The 19,312-nt window shown below is 61.9% G+C and carries 19 protein-coding genes; 16 read left to right on the forward strand and 3 right to left on the reverse strand.

Annotation, left to right across the window (positions count from 1 at the left end; translation table 11 throughout):
* On the forward strand, positions 1–757 hold a 757-nt coding region (locus K0U62_10045), incomplete at its 5' end, for a pentapeptide repeat-containing protein (protein ID MCH9801852.1).
* A 371-nt stretch (positions 758–1,128) separates the two neighbouring features.
* Complete coding sequence (locus tag K0U62_10050; GenBank protein ID MCH9801853.1) at positions 1,129–2,166, forward strand: hypothetical protein; 1,038 nt, start codon at positions 1,129–1,131, stop codon at positions 2,164–2,166.
* Positions 2,167–2,255: 89 nt separating this feature from the next.
* Here K0U62_10050 and rpsT read toward each other — a convergent pair whose 3' ends face one another.
* Positions 2,256–2,519: a 30S ribosomal protein S20 gene (gene rpsT, locus K0U62_10055; GenBank protein ID MCH9801854.1), complete on the reverse strand. Its 264-nt coding sequence runs from the start codon at positions 2,517–2,519 to the stop codon at positions 2,256–2,258.
* 179 nt (positions 2,520–2,698) lie between these two features.
* On the opposite strand from rpsT, the gene lepA reads away from it, so the two are divergent.
* The 3 genes from lepA to hemW all read left to right on the forward strand — a co-directional run bounded on the left by lepA (position 2,699) and on the right by hemW (position 7,742).
* Positions 2,699–4,492, forward strand: a complete 1,794-nt coding sequence (gene lepA / locus K0U62_10060; GenBank protein ID MCH9801855.1) for a translation elongation factor 4 — start codon at positions 2,699–2,701, stop codon at positions 4,490–4,492.
* Positions 4,493–4,619: 127 nt separating this feature from the next.
* Complete coding sequence (locus K0U62_10065) at positions 4,620–6,458, forward strand: long-chain fatty acid--CoA ligase (GenBank protein ID MCH9801856.1); 1,839 nt, start codon at positions 4,620–4,622, stop codon at positions 6,456–6,458.
* A 90-nt stretch (positions 6,459–6,548) separates the two neighbouring features.
* A complete protein-coding gene (hemW, locus tag K0U62_10070) occupies positions 6,549–7,742 on the forward strand; it encodes a radical SAM family heme chaperone HemW (GenBank protein ID MCH9801857.1) in 1,194 nt (397 codons plus the stop codon).
* A 27-nt stretch (positions 7,743–7,769) separates the two neighbouring features.
* On the opposite strand, the gene K0U62_10075 is transcribed toward hemW, so the two are convergent.
* Positions 7,770–8,393, reverse strand: coding sequence for an HdeD family acid-resistance protein (locus tag K0U62_10075; GenBank protein ID MCH9801858.1), 624 nt, complete (start codon positions 8,391–8,393; stop codon positions 7,770–7,772).
* A 328-nt stretch (positions 8,394–8,721) separates the two neighbouring features.
* On the opposite strand from K0U62_10075, the gene hrcA reads away from it, so the two are divergent.
* The 9 genes from hrcA (at position 8,722) to era (ending at position 16,159) form a co-directional block, all read left to right on the forward strand.
* Complete coding sequence (gene hrcA / locus K0U62_10080; protein ID MCH9801859.1) at positions 8,722–9,741, forward strand: heat-inducible transcriptional repressor HrcA; 1,020 nt, start codon at positions 8,722–8,724, stop codon at positions 9,739–9,741.
* Entirely contained in the window at positions 9,741–10,859 is a 1,119-nt protein-coding gene (gene dnaJ / locus K0U62_10085; protein MCH9801860.1) for a molecular chaperone DnaJ, read from the forward strand. Before hrcA ends, dnaJ begins: the two co-directional genes overlap by 1 nt.
* Positions 10,856–11,602: a 16S rRNA (uracil(1498)-N(3))-methyltransferase gene (locus K0U62_10090; protein MCH9801861.1), complete on the forward strand. Its 747-nt coding sequence runs from the start codon at positions 10,856–10,858 to the stop codon at positions 11,600–11,602. The genes dnaJ and K0U62_10090 overlap by 4 nt, the downstream gene beginning before the upstream one ends.
* Before the next feature lie 50 nt (positions 11,603–11,652).
* The gene (locus K0U62_10095; protein MCH9801862.1) at positions 11,653–11,994 is read left to right on the forward strand and encodes a histidine triad nucleotide-binding protein; all 342 of its coding nucleotides are present in this window, start codon (positions 11,653–11,655) and stop codon (positions 11,992–11,994) included.
* A 125-nt stretch (positions 11,995–12,119) separates the two neighbouring features.
* Positions 12,120–13,127, forward strand: coding sequence for a PhoH family protein (locus K0U62_10100; GenBank protein MCH9801863.1), 1,008 nt, complete (start codon positions 12,120–12,122; stop codon positions 13,125–13,127).
* Complete coding sequence (gene ybeY / locus K0U62_10105) at positions 13,018–13,596, forward strand: rRNA maturation RNase YbeY (GenBank protein MCH9801864.1); 579 nt, start codon at positions 13,018–13,020, stop codon at positions 13,594–13,596. The genes K0U62_10100 and ybeY overlap by 110 nt, the downstream gene beginning before the upstream one ends.
* A complete protein-coding gene (locus K0U62_10110; GenBank protein ID MCH9801865.1) occupies positions 13,593–14,891 on the forward strand; it encodes a hemolysin family protein in 1,299 nt (432 codons plus the stop codon). Before ybeY ends, K0U62_10110 begins: the two co-directional genes overlap by 4 nt.
* A 13-nt stretch (positions 14,892–14,904) precedes the next feature.
* Positions 14,905–15,246 (forward strand): cytidine deaminase, encoded by a 342-nt coding sequence (locus K0U62_10115; protein ID MCH9801866.1) that lies wholly within the window; start codon positions 14,905–14,907, stop codon positions 15,244–15,246.
* The gene (gene era / locus K0U62_10120; GenBank protein ID MCH9801867.1) at positions 15,227–16,159 is read left to right on the forward strand and encodes a GTPase Era; all 933 of its coding nucleotides are present in this window, start codon (positions 15,227–15,229) and stop codon (positions 16,157–16,159) included. The genes K0U62_10115 and era overlap by 20 nt, the downstream gene beginning before the upstream one ends.
* A 10-nt stretch (positions 16,160–16,169) precedes the next feature.
* On the opposite strand, the gene K0U62_10125 is transcribed toward era, so the two are convergent.
* Complete coding sequence (locus K0U62_10125; protein MCH9801868.1) at positions 16,170–17,483, reverse strand: AI-2E family transporter; 1,314 nt, start codon at positions 17,481–17,483, stop codon at positions 16,170–16,172.
* Positions 17,484–17,567: 84 nt separating this feature from the next.
* On the opposite strand from K0U62_10125, the gene recO reads away from it, so the two are divergent.
* Both recO and K0U62_10135 read left to right on the forward strand, forming a co-directional pair.
* Entirely contained in the window at positions 17,568–18,299 is a 732-nt protein-coding gene (gene recO, locus K0U62_10130) for a DNA repair protein RecO (GenBank protein MCH9801869.1), read from the forward strand.
* Positions 18,248–19,084 carry an isoprenyl transferase gene (locus K0U62_10135; GenBank protein ID MCH9801870.1) on the forward strand — a complete coding sequence of 279 codons (837 nt, stop codon included), beginning with the start codon at positions 18,248–18,250 and terminating at the stop codon, positions 19,082–19,084. The genes recO and K0U62_10135 overlap by 52 nt, the downstream gene beginning before the upstream one ends.
* The last annotated feature ends 228 nt before the right edge of the window (positions 19,085–19,312 follow it).

The following is a 19,312-nucleotide window of genomic DNA, read 5'->3' on the forward strand; positions in this document are numbered from 1 at the left end:
GGCGAAACTGCACGGCGCTGATTTCCGTGGCGTCAATCTGACGAAAGGCAAACTCACTAACACCACCCTGAAACATGCGCAGCTGCATGAGGCGACGCTGAAGAAATCGAACCTGAAAAGAGCAAACCTGAAACACGCCCAGTTGCCTGGTGCGAACCTGAAGAACGCTCAACTCGGACCCGCCACCAACACCACGTCCAAAGGCCGGCAACTACGAGCCACCCCCGGATGCGCCCCCAACTGTCAAGGCGCGGACCTGTCCGACGCGGACCTGCAATACGCGGACCTGACCGGCGCGGACCTGCAATACGCGGACCTGACCGGCGCGGACCTGTACGGCGCGAACCTGCGCGGCGCGAATCTGACCGGCGCGAACCTGATCGACGCGGACCTCACCGGCGCAAACCTGAGGAACGCGGACTTGGAAGGCGCGTGCCTGGACTACGCGAATCTAACCGGCGCGAACCTGACCAACGCGGACCTCGCCGACGCGACCCTGAGAAACGCGAATCTAACCGGCGCGGACCTGACCAGTGCGAACCTGACCAGCGCGTACCTGTCCGGCGCGAACCTGACCAGCGCGAACCTGTACGGCGCGTACCTGTACGAAGCGAAACTGTACGAAGCGAAACTGAACGGCGCGAACCTGACCAACGCGAACCTGACCAAAGCGAACCTGAACGTCGCGGACCTGACCGGCGCGATCTACTGCAATACGACCATGCCGGACGGCAGCATCCGGAACACCAACTGCTGACCGACCAGATAGTTGTCGGGGGGTGTCTGTATAAAGAGGCCATCTCAACCACACCCGAGCTGCTGTTCGGGGAAGGCGCAGCACCTCGGTTGTGGCGGTTTAGGGATGTTTTTGGGGGTACTGGGCTATGCGGCGGTTGCTAGTAGGCCCGCAGACGGCGATGGTGGGTGCTGCCGAGCGTCAGATTCCCTAGATGGCTACCGTTTCCATCATGGAAACTAGGCTCCACCTCCGCGCAGTTTTCGCGCCAGCCGTGGCCGACGACCAGGTGCACTACACCCGACTCGGCTAGCCGCAGCGGCCGGCTGGTGCTCAGCGACTCGGCTGACCCACTGCCGGGTGCGAGGACCGGATCGTGTCAGGATCGGGGCGTGGCAGCAAAGCGATCCGGTGGGGCCGCAACCCAACAGTGGCACCCCGGTCAACGAGTAGTCGTGGTGACCGGTCCGGAACAGGTACTGGTCGATCGCAGTGCTGCGCGCTTCATGGAGCAGATCCGCAACGAGCACCCGGATAGAGAGATCAAACGGCTGCACTGTGGCCGCAAAGCCGACAGTGGCATCCCGATCGCTGAAGATATCGCGCAGTCTGCCTCACCTAGCTTGTTTGGTGAGCCGCCCATCCTGCAGGTGGAAGCAGTAGACCAAGCCGACGAGGCGATCGCCGAGGCCCTGAAAGCGGCGATCGACGACCCGGAAGCGCCACCGCTGCTCATCACCCACCTGGGCGGTCAGCGAGGTCGTGGCGTGATCAACGCTGCCGAAAAGGCCGGCGGGCTGGTCGTGAAATGCGACAAACCATCCGAGCGTGACGTCCGGGACCTACTGCGCACTGAAGCGAAAGCCGCCGGTGGCCAGATCAGCGACCGGGCGGAACAGTGGCTGATCGACGCGCTAGGCACCGACTCGCTCTCCCTGCTGATCGGATCAGTCCAGCAGGCAGTTGCTGATAGCCGCGACGGTCGCGTCGACATCGATCAGGTGCAGCACATGCTGCCGGTGCAGACTCGTTCGTCGGCTTTCCAACTCGCCGACTTGGTATGGGCAGGCGACGGGGCGCAGACGGTGCGGCTGCTGCGGCTGATGGAGCAACGAGACCGGGGACTGCCGGTCGCCGTAGTGGCAGCCCTCGCCCACGGGCTACGCATGATGGCTCTGGCTGGGATGCGGGGAGCGCGGCCTGATCCGGCAATCAGGCCGTGGATGGCGAAACGCGCCCGCAGCAACGCGCAATCGTGGCAAGCGACTGGCGCCCGAGTGGCTCGACTTGCCGTGCGGCTGCCGGGAATCGACGCCGACATGAAAGGCAGCATCGCCGGCGGGACCGCACTCGACGATGAACAGAAGATGGCGGTGTTAGAGCAAGAGTTAACCCGGCTCGCCAATCTCGAGAATCCGCCCAATCACTAGCGATCACGCCGTCGCATCAGGACGACGAAGACCTGCGGACAAGCTGTGTCAACGAGGGGATGACGGACGGGTGCAGCAGCACCCGGCGCTCAGCTGAGTTTCGCGGCCTCAGTAAAGATGGCCGACTTACGGTTCGCGGCCTGACGCTTGTGGAGCACACCACGGCTGGCGGCACGGTCCAACTCCCGACCAGCGATACGAGCCAGCTCTTGGGCACGCTCGTTCTCGCCGGCGGCGACGGCCTCGTGGAACCGCCGGATGGAGGTCTTGATGTTTGAGCGCACCGACTTGTTGCGCAGCCGCGCTTTCTCGTTGGTGCGGTTGCGCTTGATCTGTGATTGGAGATTCGCCATGCTTCGCCGATCCTGCTTGTTGTCAGTGGTTAGTTATCAATGTCTTGGAACCGCGGAACTAGGTTCCACGGCAACGGGCTCTAGGATAGCGGTGTAGCACCCCATTCCACCAAATCCTGGTGCTCGCGACGGAGCAGAACGCTGTGACAACTACCCAGCCTGGAGCCACCCCACCCGAGGTGATCCGCAATTTCTGCATCATCGCGCACATTGATCACGGCAAATCCACGCTCGCTGACCGCATGCTGCAAGCCACTGACCTCGTGGCAGACCGCGATATGCGCGCTCAGTACCTCGATCGGATGGATATTGAGCGCGAGCGGGGGATCACGATCAAGAGCCAGGCGGTGCGGTTGCCGTACCGGGCCAGTGACGGCGTCCGATATGTGCTCAATTTGATTGATACGCCCGGGCATGTGGATTTCAGCTACGAGGTTTCGCGCAGTTTGGCCGCCTGCGAGGGGGCGGTGCTGCTGGTGGATGCGGCACAGGGGATTGAGGCGCAGACGCTGGCGAATCTCTACATGGCGTTGGAAAACGATCTGCAGATCATCCCGGTGCTGAACAAGATCGATCTACCTGCTGCGCAACCAGACAAGTACGCCGCTGAGTTGTCCCACATCATCGGCTGCGAACCAGACGAAGTGTTGCGGGTGTCGGCCAAAACTGGCGAAGGTGTGGACGAACTCCTAGAGCGGGTAGTGAGCGATATCCCCGCCCCAATCGGCGACCCCTCGGCGCCAGCTCGCGCGCTGATCTTCGACTCGGTGTACGACACTTACCGTGGCGTGGTCACCTACGTGCGCATGATGGACGGCTCACTGTCGCATCGAAACAAAATCAAGATGATGTCCACCAGTGCCACCCATGAGCTCCTTGAGGTCGGAGTGATTTCCCCGGAGCCCGAAGCCGCCGACGGGTTGGGCGCGGGTGAGGTCGGTTACCTGATCACTGGTGTGAAGGATGTTCGGCAAAGCCGAGTGGGTGACACTGTCACCACCGCCAACACCGGGGCAGCAGAGTCCCTCGGCGGCTACCGCGACCCACGGCCGATGGTCTACTCCGGACTGTTCCCGATCGATGGCTCCGACTACCCGGATCTGCGGGATGCGCTGGACAAGTTGAAGTTGAACGATGCTGCGTTGGTGTACGAACCGGAGATCTCCACCGCGCTGGGATTCGGCTTCCGCTGCGGTTTCTTGGGCTTGCTGCACTTGGAAATCGTGCGAGAACGGCTGGAGCGTGAGTTTGGGCTTGATCTGATTTCCACCGCACCGAGTGTGGTGTACGGGGTGTTGATGGAAGACGAAGCCACTCACGTGGTGACCAATCCGTCGGAGTTTCCGACCGGCAAGGTGGCGGAGGTGACCGAACCTGTCGTCAAAGCAACGATCATTGCCCCCTCCGATTTTGTGGGCACGATCATGGAACTGTGCCAATCTCGGCGAGGCACCATGCTGGGCATGGATTATCTGTCCACGGATCGGGTGGAGCTTCGTTACTCGCTGCCGTTGGCCGAAATTGTGTTCGACTTCTTTGACTCACTGAAATCCCGAACCAAGGGCTACGCATCGCTGGACTACGAACCCGATGGGGAACAGGCGGCCGACCTCGTGAAAGTGGATATCTTGCTCCACGGCGATCCAGTGGACGCTTTCAGCGCCATCGTCCATCGAGATAGCGCCTACGCCTACGGCGTGGCCATGGCCAGCCGATTACGAGAGTTGATCCCACGGCAGCAGTTCGAGGTCCCAATCCAGGCCGCCATCGGATCTCGAGTCATCGCCCGCGAGACCATCCGAGCGATGCGTAAAGATGTCTTGGCGAAGTGCTATGGCGGCGATGTCAGTCGCAAACGCAAGCTGCTGGAGAAGCAAAAAGAGGGCAAGAAACGGATGAAGATGGTGGGTCGGGTTGAGGTGCCGCAAGAGGCATTCATTGCGGCGTTGTCCACTGATTCCGACAAGAAGTAGATTTTTGCTGCGCTTGCTTGCGCCGACACTTCGAACCAATTGGCCCAACCGCGCGCGAAGACGCTCCTAGATCACTATGTTGCGAGTAGTCGCACATACGCCTAAGGAGGCGCACGGAATGTCAGCAATGCCGTCGGCAGGTCGCACCAGTGGCTCGCTCACTGAAAAAATGCCCACACCTGCTCCATCGTTCGGACAGTTAATCCTGAATCGGGTCAAAGAAAGCGGGCCAATGGAGGGCTTCCGCAAGCCAGCCGGGTCCGGCTGGAAATCATATACCTGGGACGAGACGCTGCAAGAGTGCTCCGAACTCGCCGCAGGTCTAGTCGCCCTCGGCGCAGAAATGGAACACCGGGTCGCTATCGCCAGCAGTACCCGGCTGGAGTGGGTATTCGCCGACTACGCCATCATGCTGTCGGGAGCAGCCACCACCACGGTCTATCCCAGCACCGGCGACGACGACGTCGCCTACATCCTGCAGGACTCCGGTACCGAGCTTTTGTTCGCAGAAGATCAGTCACAGGCGGATAAGGCACTAGCTGCCAAGATAGACCGGCTGGGGACGATCATCCTGATCGACGGTGAAGGTGATGGCGACAAGGTTATTAGTTGGAACCAACTGCGGGAAAAGGGCAAAGCGGCCCTGGCGGAAAACCCCAATCTCATTCAGGAGCGGGTAGACGCTACCGGTCCGGACAAGTTGGCCACGCTGATCTACACCTCCGGCACCACCGGCAAGCCCAAGGGCGTGGAACTCACCCACGGCAACTGGACCTATGAGGCCGCTGCCATGGATGCGCTCGGCATCATGGACAAGGCCGACGTGCAGTTCTTGTGGCTGCCGCTAGCTCACTCGTTCGGCAAGGTCCTCCTCGGTGGACATCTGCAGGTCGGCGGCGTCACCGTCGTTGACGGCCGGGTACCCAAGATCGTAGAGAACCTCCCGGTGATTCAGCCGACCTTGATGGCGGCCGTACCGCGAATCTTTGAGAAGGTCTACGCCGGTGTGCAGGCCAAGGCCGCCGAAGATGGTGGCCTCAAGGAGAAAATTTTCCACTGGGCCTTCAACGTAGGCAAGCGCGAGCACGCCAAAAAGATGAACGGCGAGAACTACGGTGGTTGGCAGCTAAATCTGGCCGACAAACTGGTGTACTCCAAGGTGCGTGAACGACTCGGCGGCAACTTGCGCTACATGGTGTCCGGTTCGGCAGCGCTGAGCGCGGAGATCAACGAGTGGTTCGACATCGTGGGTCTGCCGATCCTGGAGGGCTACGGCCTCACCGAGACCTCCGCAGCGACTTGCGTGAATCGGCCAGAATCGAAGATGGCCGGCACCGTCGGTCAGCCCCTGCCTGGTACCGAGATCAAGATCGCTGATGACGGCGAGATCATGGTCCGCGGCGGTGGCGTGATGCGCTGCTACCGGAATCGGGAAGAGGCCAACGAAGAAGTCTTCGGCGATCAGCCACCCAGTCCGGAACGCTGGTTCGCCACCGGTGACATCGGTGTCATCGACGACGCTGGCCGGATCAAGATCACCGACCGGAAGAAGGACCTGGTCAAGACCTCGGGTGGTAAGTACATCGCCCCAGGTGCGATCGAAGCGCAGTTCAAGGCCAAGTGCGGCATCGCCGGTGCGGTGTGTGTCATCGCCAACGAGCGCAAGTTCGCCAGTGCCCTAGTCGCATTGGATCCGGATGCCGCGGCCGCATGGGCCGAGAAGAACGGCAAGGCCGGTGCAAGCATCGAGCAGCTGTCGAAGGACGACGACGTCAAGGCCATCGTTGCGGCTGCAGTCGACGAGCTCAACTCCGGTCTGAACCGTTGGGAGACCATCAAGCAGTTCCGGATCCTTCCGAAGGAACTCTCTGTGGACGGTGGCGAGCTCACGCCGAGCCTCAAGGTGAAACGCAAGGTCGTGGAGCAGGAGTTCAGCGAACTGATCGACAACATGTACTCCGGCTGATACCGGGGCACTAGCGCGACTACGCAGCGGGGCGGGCCCATCGGGTCCGCCCCGCTGCATGTCTACACATTGTCGCGAGACACTGGTGAGGTGCATGTGAACACTGGCGGCCACGTCCCCGCCACCCAGCAAGCTTCCGTCAGCGCGCTGGGGTTCTATGTGCACGTTCCCTATTGCAGTGCTCGGTGTGGCTACTGCGATTTCAACACCTACGTGCCGGGCGAGGATGGGCACCGCACCCGGCAAAACTGGCTCGATGCAGCAACCACCGAGATTGATCGGGCTGCCGATGCCTTGGGAAGTCGGCGTCGGGTCGAGACAGTTTTCGTCGGTGGCGGCACCCCGACACTCCTGCCGCCGGCAGACTTGGGTCAGGTGCTCAGTCAGATCGACGACCGGATCGGATTAGCAGTCGATGCGGAAGTCAGCGTCGAGGCGAATCCGGAGACGTTGAACCCAGCGGTGTTGTCTGGGCTGCGGGCGGCAGGATTCACCCGGATCTCCATAGGCATGCAAAGCGCCGACCCGCAGGTCCTCTCGGTGTTGGATCGGCAACACACCCCCGGTGGGGCGGTTCGCGCAGCGGAACTGGCCGCTGACGCTGGATTTGAGCAGGTCAGTTTGGACTTGATCTATGGCACGCCCGGTGAGACGTTGTCGAGTTGGCGAGACTCGCTCAACACTGCGCTAGCCGCTGGGGTTGGTCATATCTCGGCCTACGCCCTCAAGGTGGAGCGCGGGACCGCGCTGTTCCGTCGCGTCAGGTCCGGGGAGATCGCGGGGGTGGATGACGACTACGCCGCAGCCGCCTATGAGATCGCTGACGATCTGCTGACCGAAGCCGGATTGAGTTGGTACGAGATCTCCAACTGGGCAATGCCCGGTCAGGAATGTCGACACAACCTGGGTTACTGGCGCAACGCCGACTGGTGGGGGATCGGCCCCGGTGCCCACAGTCACCTTGCTGGGGTGCGGTGGTGGAATGAGCGCAATCCAGTGGCGTGGTCCGAAGCGCTCGCAGCGGGCCGCGACCCGCGGGCCGGTGAAGAGCAGTTGACCGAGGAGCAACTGACCACGGAACTGCTCATGCTGGGCTTGCGGCTGCCAGCGGGGTTGTCAGCCGAGCAAATCGATGCGGTAGCCACCAGTCAGGATTGGCAGACCACGGCGACCCGACTGCGGGAACAAGGTTTGCTGTTGGACGCGGAACCGCTGCGACTGACTCGAGCGGGCCGGCTACTAGCCGACTGGGTCACTATCGAGCTGCTCGAGTCACTGAGTTGATCAGTGCCGCGGGCAGCGTAGGGAAAATCAGATAGAAACCTGATCTTCGGGCGCGGTCTGGATTTTGTCCGCCACTGAGCGCAACCGGAAGGCGGCGATGATCGTGATCAGGCCCAAGATGACCAACCAGATACCGGCCACCCAGGCCAACACGATCAGCGATGGTGCCGGCCAGACCAGCACGATGACACCGGCGATCATGCCGATAACTCCGAGGAAAATGTCCCAGCCCCGGCCTTCCTGACCATTGGACTGAATACCCACGATCAGCTGGAAGATGCCTTGCAGTAGCCAGCTAATGCCGACGAACAGCGCCAGGATCTCCACTTCGTCACCGCGGAAGCACAGGACGCCCAAAATGATGGCGATGGCGCCGGCGATCCCCATGAACACCCGGCTGGCAGTGTCGCCGCCGGTGGTGAAGCTACCCACGAGGGAGAAGATGCCGCTGATCAGCAGCCACACGCCCAACAGGATCGCTACCAGTCCCACGGTGGCATCCGGCCACGCCATGATGGCGATGCCGATCAACAGCGAGATGATGCCAAAGGACAGCGCAACACCCCAGTGGCGGCCCGCTTCGCTGATGAAGTTACGGACGTCTTCCTCAGTGGGCTCTCGATCCGGTGAAGCGGGAGTTATGTAGGCCACGATGGCTCCTTCGCGGGTCGGTGATTGGTCACCATGATCAAGATGATCAACACATTTAAAGTAGCAGCGAGGCACCGATTGCCTGAGGAACAGCGCGGCGACGTCGGTCACATGATTATCACAGTTGGGGGATTTGCCGCGGCGGGATCGACGAACCGAACTGCGGTCGATCGTGATGCCGGGAGCGATGGTGTTGTAGCAGAGTTCCAACGCAGCTTCCCAAGCTCACTGCCGCGTCGAATGCACCGGCAGTGAGCCGATCTCGACGGTAGTATTAGCAGCCTTAAAACTGGAGTGCCAGGGTGGGACTGCGAGGAGGGAGTAGGCGATGTCCGATGATCGGCGTCTCACCGTGCTTCGCGCCATTGTGCAAGACTTCGTCGCCAGCGAGGAGCCGGTCGGTTCCAAGGGACTCGTCGATCGGCATGATCTCGGGGTGTCCTCGGCCACGGTGCGCAACGACATGGCCGTACTGGAAGAAGAAGGCTTCATCGCACAGCCGCATACCAGCGCAGGTCGAATACCCACCGACAAGGGCTACCGAATGTTCGTGGACCGGCTGGCCGACGTTCGACCGCTGTCGGCGCCGGAACGACGCGCCATTCAGTCCTTCCTCGACGGTGCGGTGGATCTGGATGATGTGGTGCAACGCGGGACCCGACTGCTGGCGCAATTGACCAGCCAGGCCGCCATCGTGCAGTACCCGTCGCTTGCCCGCTCGAGCGTGCGGCATGTGGAACTGGTGGCGATGGGGCCGCAGCGCGTGCTAATCGTGCTGATTGCGAGCACCGGCCGGGTAGAGCAGCGGGTGATTGATTCGCCCACGCCGATCGACCCCAGCCTGCTCGCTGACATCCGCGCTCGGCTGAATACGGAACTTGCTGACCGGTCCTTTGACGATATCCACGATGTGGTGGCTGGACTAGAGTCGCAGTTCCCGCCCAGCGAGCGTCCGTTGGTGGGTGTGCTGCTGGCGACGTTGGTGGAAGCCGCAGTGGAACAAGTGGAAGAGCGAGTAGTCGTCGCGGGTGCCGCCAACTTGGCCCGCTACGACCGCGATTTTCCGCAATCCATTCACCCAGTGCTGGAGGCGCTGGAGGAGCAAGTCGTGCTGTTACACCTTTTGGGTGAGGCGGATGCCACAGATCAAGTGCACGTCCGGATTGGGCGAGAGAACGATGTGGCAGATATGGTGGAAACGTCCGTCGTTACCTCCGGGTACGGCCCGGGGGACCGAGCCGTGGCCCACTTGGGGGTCGTCGGGCCGACCCGCATGGACTATCCCGCAAGTATGACCGCGGTTCGGGCAGTTGCCCGGTATCTCGGCCGAATCCTCTCGGAGCAGTAATGGCAGCTCAGATCGACTACTACGAGGTCCTCGGTGTCGCTCGCGATGCTGATGCACAAGAAATCAAGCGTGCTTATCGGAAAATGGCCCGGGAACTGCACCCAGACGTTAATCCTGACCCCGAAGTGCAAGACAAGTTCAAGATGGTGACCGCGGCCTACGAGGTACTTAGCGACCCGCAAAAGCGGCGACTGTATGACGGCGGTGTGGATCCGCTGAGTGGTGGCGGTCCGTCGGCTGGGTTCGACCCCTTCGACTTAATGGAAACCTTCTTCGGCACTAGTGGCCCGCGTGGCCCGCGGCCTCGCAGTCAGCGTGGTCAGGACGCGTTGGTGCGTATTGAGGTGGAACTGGCCGAGGTGCTGTTCGGTTCGGAGCGGGACATCACGATCGAAACCGCCATCGCCTGCGGGGTGTGCGAGGGCGCGGGTAATGCGCCGAATACCGAGATCATCACCTGCACCATGTGCAAGGGCCGCGGCGAAGTGCAGATGGTGCAGCGTTCCTTCCTGGGCCAAGTCATGACCACTCGCGCCTGCCCGCAATGCCGTGGCTTTGGCAACCAAATTCCCAACCCCTGCCACGAGTGCTCGGGGGATGGTCGCGTGCGTACCCGCCGCACCGTTGCGTTCCGGGTGCCGCCCGGGGTGGACTCCGGTACCCGCATCCAGTTGACCGGTGAAGGGGAAGTGGGTCCTGGTGCTGGCCCGGCCGGTGACCTCTACATCGAAATCTTGGAAAAAGCACACCCGGTGTTCCAACGGGATCGCGATGATCTGCACTGCACGCTGCGGGTGCCGATGACTGCTGCCGCACTGGGCATTTCCATTCCGCTGGAAACGCTAGATGGTGAACAAACCGTCGTCGTGGATTCCGGCACGCAATCGGGTTCGCAACGCACCATGCCTGGACTTGGGGTGCCCCATTTGCGCGCCCAGGGTCGCGGCAACTTGATCGTAGAGGTCGAAGTTCTGACCCCCACCGAGCTCACTGGTGAGCAGAAAGAACTGCTGGAGCAGTTGTCCCAGCTGCGCGGCGAAGAAGAAATCACCGTCAATCCAGTGGAACATAACTCCGGCTTCTTCGGTCGGCTCAAGGACGCGTTCGCGGGCCGATGACCCCGCCGGTCTTTCTGATCCCTGCCACTGACCTGGCTAAGGTCCAGGCTGGCGATCGGTTCCCGGTAACCGGCGAGGAAGGCCGCCATGGTGCCGCCGCGCTACGACTGCGGTCGGGTGAATCGGTAGTTCTGGTCGACGGTGACGGCCGGCGGGTTCCGGCGACTGTTGCCGACGTGACACGGGACTCGTTCGTCGTTGAACTGGCCACACCTCACGATGAGCCACCACCGGCCCTGAGCATCACCGCGGTGCAAGCACTGGCCAAGGGGGATCGTGCCGATAGCGCCGTGGAGATGATGACCGAGGCCGGGGTGGATCGCATCATTCCCTGGTCGGCGTCGCGCAGCATCGCGGTCTGGAAGGGCGAGCGAGCTGAACGCGGTCTGCGCCGCTGGAACGCGGTGGTGCGGGCGGCGAGTAAGCAAGCCCGGCGAGCTCGATTCCCGCAGGTGGCGCCGCTGCACAATACCGATCAGTTGGCGGAACTGCTCGGTAGCGCTGCCACCGCCTTGGTTTTGCATGAGTCAGCCGAGCAGCCGTTGTCGACGGTGCCGCTAGCTTCGATCGGCGAACTGGTACTGGTCGTGGGACCAGAGGGCGGCATCAGCGACGACGAACTGGATCGATTCCGGACCGCAGGTGCGACGCCGGTCCGGTTGGGTGGTTCGGTGCTGCGAACATCGACGGCCGGGGTAGTGGCGGCTGCGGTGGTCATGACCCGTAGCGGTCGCTGGCAGTAACCCTGGTCGTTCGGGCTGATGAGTGGGCAGAAGATCAGTATCGTGAGGCCATGAGCGGCTGTCTGTTCTGCAATATCGTGGCTGGGGACATCCCAGCTGATGTGATGTATCGCGATGACGAGTTCGTCGCTTTCGCCGACATCAACCCAGTGGCGCCAACCCATGTGCTCGTGATCCCGGTGGAGCATCACGCGACGATGGCTGGTCTAGCCGAATCCAACCCGCAACTCACCGGTCGGCTCTTCCGTACCGCCACCCGGGTTGCGGAGCAGGAGGAACTTGGCCGTGGCTACCGATTAGTCGTCAATACCGGCGATGAAGGCGGCCAAACCGTGCATCACGTGCATGTACACATCTTGGGTGCTCGGCAGATGGTGTGGCCGCCGGGATGATGCTCGCCCGCAGTCGGATGTTATTGCTGAGTCGCGAAGTATGCACGTAAGCGGGTCGCGGCCTTACCATGGGGGAGTTCCCCGAGTGAGGAGTCAACTCCGTTGATGCGAAGCAAGAGGCGCGAATGGCGTCGGTGACCGCAGAGGCCCGCCTGTCGGTGCCCAACTCGCAACCCATGGTGGGCCTGCTCGGGGCGGGTGATGAGTTGCTACGCATCGTGGAGGACGCATTCCCTGGGCTCGACATCCACGCTCGCGGCAACCAACTCACCATCGCCGGACTGGAACTTGAGGTCCGACTGTGCGAACAGGTGTTCGCGGAAATGCTTGCTGTGCTCGACACTGGACAGTCATTGACCCCAGACGCGGTAGAGCGTTCCATCGTCATGCTGCGGTCTGGGCACGATCAGCCCTCTAGCGTGCTGACCGCGAATATTTTGTCCGCGCGCGGTAAGACGATCCGAGCCAAGACTCTGGGTCAAAAAGACTACGTAGACGCGATCGCAACCAACACCGTCACCTTCGGAATTGGCCCGGCGGGCACCGGGAAGACTTATCTGGCGGTTGCCAAGGCCGTCCAGGCATTGCAGCGCAAGGAAGTGAACCGGATTGTGTTGACGCGGCCGGCGGTGGAGGCCGGTGAGCGACTGGGATTCCTCCCCGGCACGCTGATCGAGAAGATCGATCCGTATCTGCGTCCGTTGTACGACGCCTTGCACGACATGATCGACCCGGACTCGGTCCCGCGGTTGATGACCAGTGGCACCATCGAAGTTGCCCCGTTGGCTTATATGCGCGGTCGTACGCTGAACGACGCATTCATCATCTTGGACGAAGCCCAAAACACCACCCCGGAACAAATGAAGATGTTCCTTACCCGATTGGGTTTCGGATCCACCATGGTCGTCACCGGGGATGTGACCCAAGTTGACCTGCCCGGGGGGCAGTCGTCGGGACTGCGTATCGTGGAGAACATTCTCACCGGTTTGAATGACGTCGCGTTTTGTCGCCTGGGTGCGCAAGATGTCGTACGGCATAAGTTGGTGGGGAAGATTGTGGAGGCCTACGGCCGCTACGACGAGAGCGAACAGAACCACCGCCGAAGTGAGCACCGTGAGCACCGGAACCGATAGCCGCCTCGATTTCAGCAATGACACCGGGGATGACCAGCCCGTCGCTGATCTATTGCAACTTGCCGGTTTTCTGTTGGATGAGTTGCGCATGGATGCCGAGTCAGAGTTGTCGATCTCGTTGGTAGACGAGGACGCCATGACAGTGCTGCACGTGGAATGGATGGACGAACCCGGTCCGACAGATGTGTTGAGTTTCCCAATGGACGAGCTGCGCGAACCGGCCCCGCATGAACCGGCAGTCTCCGGGATTTTGGGTGATGTGGTGCTATGTCCGGCTGTTGCGGCCCGTCAGGCAGTCGTTGCCGGGCACTCCAGTGAGCGAGAGCTGCGGATCCTGCTCACCCACGGTGTGTTGCACCTGCTGGGTCACGATCATGCTGAACCGGATGAGGAACGGGCCATGTTCACTCGGCAGCGGGAACTCGTGGAACGCTACGAAGCAGACCTGGGCGCGGGGGTCGATGGATGACCGACCAGATCTGGTTGCTGGTCCTTTTCGTCGTCCTGGTGGCGATCGCGTGGACTTTGGCTTCGGCTGAGACTGCGTTTTCCCGATTGTCACGCGCCCGAGTCGAAGAAGAACTCAACGACAGCGATGAGCGTGCCGAGCGACTGCTGGGGGTGGCGGACGATTCCGCCAAATACGTGAACTCGCTGCTGCTTGCCGGCACGCTGGCCACGGTTGGTGCGTTCGGTGCCCTAGCGGTGGCTGTGGTGAGTGGGCTGACCTGGTCGGTGGGCTGGGCGGTGCTGCTGGCTTGCGCGATCATGGCCTTGGTCTGGTACGTGGTGGTGGGCGTATCCGCCCGGACGGTGGGACAGCGGCAGCCGATCCGGGTAGCGCTGGTGTCGCTGAGACTTTCTCAGGTCATCGCGGCGATCTTCGGCCCGTTGGCTCGACTGCTGATCCTGCTCGGTAACGCCATCACCCCCGGACCCGGGATCCGTGGTGGCCCATTCGCCACCCAGGCAGAACTGCGGGAAATGGTGGATGCGGCTTTGCAGGCCGCGCTGATCGAGGACGACGAATCGCGGATGATCCAGTCGGTATTCGATCTCAGTGGCACCACCGCCCGGCAGGTGATGGTGCCCCGCACCGAAATGGTGTTCATTGAGCGAGACAAAACCCTGCGGCAGGCGCAATCACTGGCCTTGCGTTCCGGCTTTTCCCGGTTGCCAGTCATCGGTGAGGACACCGACGACATCGTGGGTGTGGTGATCCTGAAAGACGTGATGAAACGGTTGTTTGCGGATCGCAATGCAGACCGGGCGGAACGGGTGGAATCACTGATGCGCTCAGTCACCTACGTACCCGACAGCAAGCCGGTAGACGATCTGCTGCAGGAGATGCAGGCGTCGCGCGAACACCTAGCGATCGCGGTGGACGAGTTTGGTGGCACCGCTGGTTTGGTCACGATCGAAGACATCTTGGAAGAGATCGTGGGTGAGATCGCTGACGAGTACGACACCGGTGTCCCCGAAATGGTGGAACTGGAAGAAGGGCTGCTGCGGGTCAGCCCACGAATCACGCTGGAACATTTCAGTGAAGCGGCCGACATCGATCTGGATGCTGACGACGAGGGAGTCGACACGATCGGTGGTCTGATGGGACGCCGACTGGGCCGAGTACCCATTCCTGGCGCCGAGATTGTGGAGCAGGGATGGCGGTTGCGGGCGGAGTCGGCTGAAGGCCGTCGCAACCGGATTGGCTCGATCCTGGCGATCCCGCCGGATCAAACTGACTCCGACGAATCGTCGCCGTGAGTAGGGAGAGTACATCGTGACAGAATTGAACGCAGATGATCAGAAGCTAGTTACGCTGGCACGGGCGGCGCGGGCGCGAATCCGAGCCAATAACGGCGCTGCGGTCCGTGATGAGACTGGGCGCACCTATGTCGGTGCCGATGTGGATTTGTCGTCGCTGGTGATAAGTGCGGTGGAGCTTGCGGTGGGGCAAGCGGCCGCATCCGGGGCTGAGCAGATCAGTGCCATGGTCATCGTTACCGACGGGCCCTTCGAGCAGCGACCAACGACTGATTCTGCGGCTGACATGGGTTGTCGAGTTGTGGTGTGGGCGAACGCCGCGGGCGAAGTAGTGGATGTGTTTGATGACCGCTGAGCAGATGCACTCTGGGTTCGCCTGTGTGGTCGGGCGCCCCAACGTTGGCAAATCCACGCTGGTGAATGCCCTGGTGGGTCAAAAAATCGCGATCACCTCGGCTCGACCGCAGACCACCCGACACGTGATCCGTGGGGTGGTGCACCGTCCCGATGCCCAACTGGTCTTGGTAGACACCCCTGGTCTGCACAAACCCCGCACGCTGCTGGGCAAGCGACTGAACGATCGGGTGCGGGAGGCCTGGGCGCAAGTGGATGTGATGGTGCAATGTTTCCCTGCCGACCAAAAACCGGGCCCCGGTGACCGGCTGATCGCCAAGGAATCTGCTGCCGCCAACCGTGGCCGTCGGGTCGCGGTGGTCACCAAGACTGATTTGGCCGCTCCGCAGCGCATCGGCGAGCAGTTGCTAGCGGTAGCCGCACTGGGTCAGGAGCTGGAACGGGACTGGGACGAGATCGTGCCGGTGAGCGCGGTCAGCGGTGAGCGCCTGGACACGTTGGCGGATGTACTGCTGGCGAAACTGCCCGAGGGTCCCGCGCTGTACCCGGATGGGGTGATCACCGAGGAACCGGAGCAGTCGCTGGTGTCGGAGATCATCCGTGAAGTGGCGTTGCAGGGGATGAGTGACGAACTGCCCCATTCCATCGCTGTAGTTGTGGAAGAGATGGAACCGCGGGAGGACCGACCGGCGGACGACCCGTTGGTGGACGTCATCGCCTGGGTGTTCGTGGAACGGGACAGCCAAAAAGCCATTGTGGTCGGTCGCAAGGGGGAGGGGATTCGCCGGATCGGCACCGAATCACGCAAACGCATCGAGGCGCTGTTGGGCACCCGAGTGTTTTTGGATTTGCGGGTGAAGATCGCCAAGGATTGGCAGCGGGACCCGAAGCAGATGAACCGGCTGGGGTTCTAGTCCCGAGTCGTTAGACACCGGGTGCGGTCGGCGTAGGGGTTTTCGGTTGCCCCGGGGTACTGCTGCCGTCGGATGTGCCCGAGCGGGACTCTTCGTCCATTTCCGCGATGAGCTCATAGCGATTGCCGTAGGTATCGAGTACCGCGATGACCGCAGCCGCGATCGGGATGCCGATCAATGCACCGATCGGACCCCAAATAGCGATACCGGCAAAGACCGCTCCCAATGCCACCGCGGGATGGATATCCATAGTGGCGCGGCTGACGCGCGGAGTCAGGTAGTAGTTCTCGATCTGCTGATAGATGGTGGCGAACACGATGATCCAAATACCGTCGCTGGGCTGATCAGTCAGGCTGATGACCAGCGGTGCTGCCACACCGAGATAGGTACCGATGATCGGGATCAGCTGGGCGGTGAAGCCAGCGAACACGCCCATCGGCAGCCAGTAGGGCAGATCGATCATCCAGAAGAACGCCGCGTGTGCCACAGCGGAGATAAGCGCCAGGATCAACTTTGACGCCACGAAGCCACCGGCTTTTGCCAGGCTGATGTCCCACACCTTCAGCAGTACCCGCTGCCGAGTCGGTGGTAGCCAGGAGGCGATGGTGCGGCGCAGTCGGGGGCTGTCGGCGGCCAAGTACCAGGCGAAGACCAACACGGTCAGCAAGTCGAAGGTGACCGCGAAGACCGAGCCGAATGCATCAACGATGCCGCCGGCGAAGTCGGTGGCGAAGTTAGCAATGGCGTTGGCGTCCAAGTTGAACTGCTGGATGATCTCGTTGGGGTTGATGCTCAGACCTAATCGATCATTCACCCACAACACGACCTCGTTGATGATCCCCGGCAGGCTACGCGTCAACTGCGCGATCTGGGCGGAGAACACCCCGCCGAACATCACGATGACGGTGCCGAACAACAACACGCCGATGAACATGGTGATCGAGGTGCCCAACGCTCGGCGCAGGCCACGACGTTCGAACCAGCGAATCGCCGGTTCCATCGCAATCGCACCCAGCCAGGCCAGCAGGATCAGAAACAGGAAGTGACCGGTGGCGGTGAATAGCCACATCGCCAGCTGGTAGAGCGTAAGCGCGACCAGGAGCAGGATCAGCACTCGGCGTAGCCGGCGTGGCTCCAATGCGATCAACTGGACATCGTCGCTGACCGGTAGGTCAGGCTTCGTGGACCGCAACGCAGCCCCAGGGTCGGTATGGTGCTGCCGGGGCGTGATCGGCTTCAGGCTTTCGGGGATGCGGACGCGACGGCGCCGGGAACTGGTGGTGCCGTCGTCGGCACCGGGATCATGCCCGTCATCCTGTGCCACGGGCACAGCCTAATCCACGGTGGCGACAACTCCTGCTTGCGGTCGGTCATCGGTTTTTTCCGCCGCAGGTGGAAGAATGAGCAGGTGCGCACATATCGAGACGAAGCCGTGGTGTTGCGCACGCATGATCTCGGCGAAGTTGACCGGATCATCACCATGCTGTCGCGGGAGAATGGCCGGATCCGAGCAGTAGCGAAAGGGGTGCGGCGTTCCAAAAGTCGGTTCGGGGCGCGACTGGAACCGTTCAGTCACGTCGACGTGCAGCTGTATCAGGGGCGCAACCTGGACACCGTCACCCAGACGGAGTCGATCGAATCCCATGGAGCGGTGCTGTGTGCGGACTATCCGCGCTGGACCACCGGCTCGGCCATGTTGGAAGCTGCCGAGCGATTCACCGCCGAGGAACGCGAACCAGCCACCCAACAGTTCCTGCTGCTGGTGGCGGGACTGCGAGCACTCAGTGAGGGCCGCTACGACCCAAGTCTGATCTTGGACGCCTACCTGTTGCGTTCCATCGCGGTGGCGGGATGGTCGCCGTCTTTCTCCGACTGCGCTCGGTGCGGTGCCGCTGGTCCGCATCGGGGCTTTCATTTCGCTTCGGGTGGGGCGGTGTGCCCGGACTGTCGACCCCCCGGGTCGTCGTCACCGCGACCTGAGACGCTGCAACTATTGGGTGCGCTGCTGTCCGGGGACTGGCCATCCGCTATTGCAGCGCCGGAACGTAGCAGGAAGGAAGGCAGCACATTGGTGGCGGCTTTCCTGCAATGGCATTTGGAGCGGGGATTGCGATCACTGCGCCTCGTGGAGCGAACATGAGCAACTACCGTCCCCCCGAACCGCACCCCACCGGTGTGCGACCGCCCAACATCCCCGCTGAGTTGGTGCCCCAGCACGTGGCAGTGGTGATGGATGGCAACGGTCGCTGGGCCAAAGAGCGCGAGTTGCCGCGCACCAGTGGTCATGAGGCCGGTGAACATGCGCTTTACGACCTCGTCAGTGGGGCCATCGAGATCGGGGTGAAGTGGGTCAGTGTCTACGCATTCTCCACCGAGAACTGGAAGCGTTCACCGGACGAAGTGAAGTTCCTGATGGGCTTCAACCGAGAAGTGGTCAGTCGTCGCCGCGATGAGTTACACCAGATGGGGGTTCGGGTGCGTTGGGCAGGTCGACGCCCCCGATTGTGGAAGTCGGTGATCTCGGAATTGGAGATCGCGGAGGAACTCACCAAGGACAACGACGTGATGACGTTGACCATGTGCGTCAACTACGGCGGTCGTGCCGAGATCGCCGATGCTGCAGCCAAGCTGGCGGCAGACGCCAAGGCCGGATTGGTGAAGCCTGACAAGGTGGACGAGAAACTGTTCGCCTCCTACCTAGACGAGCCGGATATGCCGGATGTGGATTTGTTCTTGCGGTCTTCTGGCGAGCAGCGGATCAGTAACTTCTTGCTGTGGCAGTCCGCATATGCGGAACTTGTGTTCATCCCGGAACTGTGGCCCGATGTGGACCGACGACACCTGTGGCGGGCAATCGAACAGTACGCCAGTCGAGACCGCCGCTACGGCGGTGCGATTCCCAACGAGGCGCCGGGTCGTAAGTAGTCGTCACGGGCCGCGGCGGGACACGGACAGGTCGTGTGCTCGCGAGGCTTATGCTGCCTGGCGGATCTCCCGCCGCGGTTGGTTCGGGGCTGCGGAAGTGACCCGTTACCCACTGATGGTGCAGTTTTGTCGGAGCCCCATGTTTTCCTCTTGTCAGGTCATCGAATGGTCGGTCACTAGGTCACTAGTCGCTCATGATCAGCGGTGATTTGTTTGTTCAACTCCGGC

The organism is Actinomycetes bacterium, from assembly GCA_022599915.1.
Lineage (GTDB): Bacteria > Actinomycetota > Actinomycetes > S36-B12.

Excerpts from the sequence above, each read along its gene's own strand:
- era (MCH9801867.1), top strand. The coding sequence starts at position 15,227 with ATGTGTTTGATGACCGCTGAGCAGATGCACTCTGGGTTCGCCTGTGTG.
- K0U62_10065 (MCH9801856.1), top strand. The coding sequence starts at position 4,620 with ATGCCGTCGGCAGGTCGCACCAGTGGCTCGCTCACTGAAAAAATGCCC.
- K0U62_10095 (MCH9801862.1), top strand. The coding sequence starts at position 11,653 with ATGAGCGGCTGTCTGTTCTGCAATATCGTGGCTGGGGACATCCCAGCT.
- K0U62_10090 (MCH9801861.1), top strand. The coding sequence starts at position 10,856 with ATGACCCCGCCGGTCTTTCTGATCCCTGCCACTGACCTGGCTAAGGTC.
- rpsT (MCH9801854.1), bottom strand. The coding sequence starts at position 2,519 with ATGGCGAATCTCCAATCACAGATCAAGCGCAACCGCACCAACGAGAAA.
- hrcA (MCH9801859.1), top strand. The coding sequence starts at position 8,722 with ATGTCCGATGATCGGCGTCTCACCGTGCTTCGCGCCATTGTGCAAGAC.
- dnaJ (MCH9801860.1), top strand. The coding sequence starts at position 9,741 with ATGGCAGCTCAGATCGACTACTACGAGGTCCTCGGTGTCGCTCGCGAT.
- K0U62_10110 (MCH9801865.1), top strand. The coding sequence starts at position 13,593 with ATGACCGACCAGATCTGGTTGCTGGTCCTTTTCGTCGTCCTGGTGGCG.
- ybeY (MCH9801864.1), top strand. The coding sequence starts at position 13,018 with ATGTCGTACGGCATAAGTTGGTGGGGAAGATTGTGGAGGCCTACGGCC.
- K0U62_10100 (MCH9801863.1), top strand. The coding sequence starts at position 12,120 with ATGGCGTCGGTGACCGCAGAGGCCCGCCTGTCGGTGCCCAACTCGCAA.
- K0U62_10135 (MCH9801870.1), top strand. The coding sequence starts at position 18,248 with ATGGCATTTGGAGCGGGGATTGCGATCACTGCGCCTCGTGGAGCGAAC.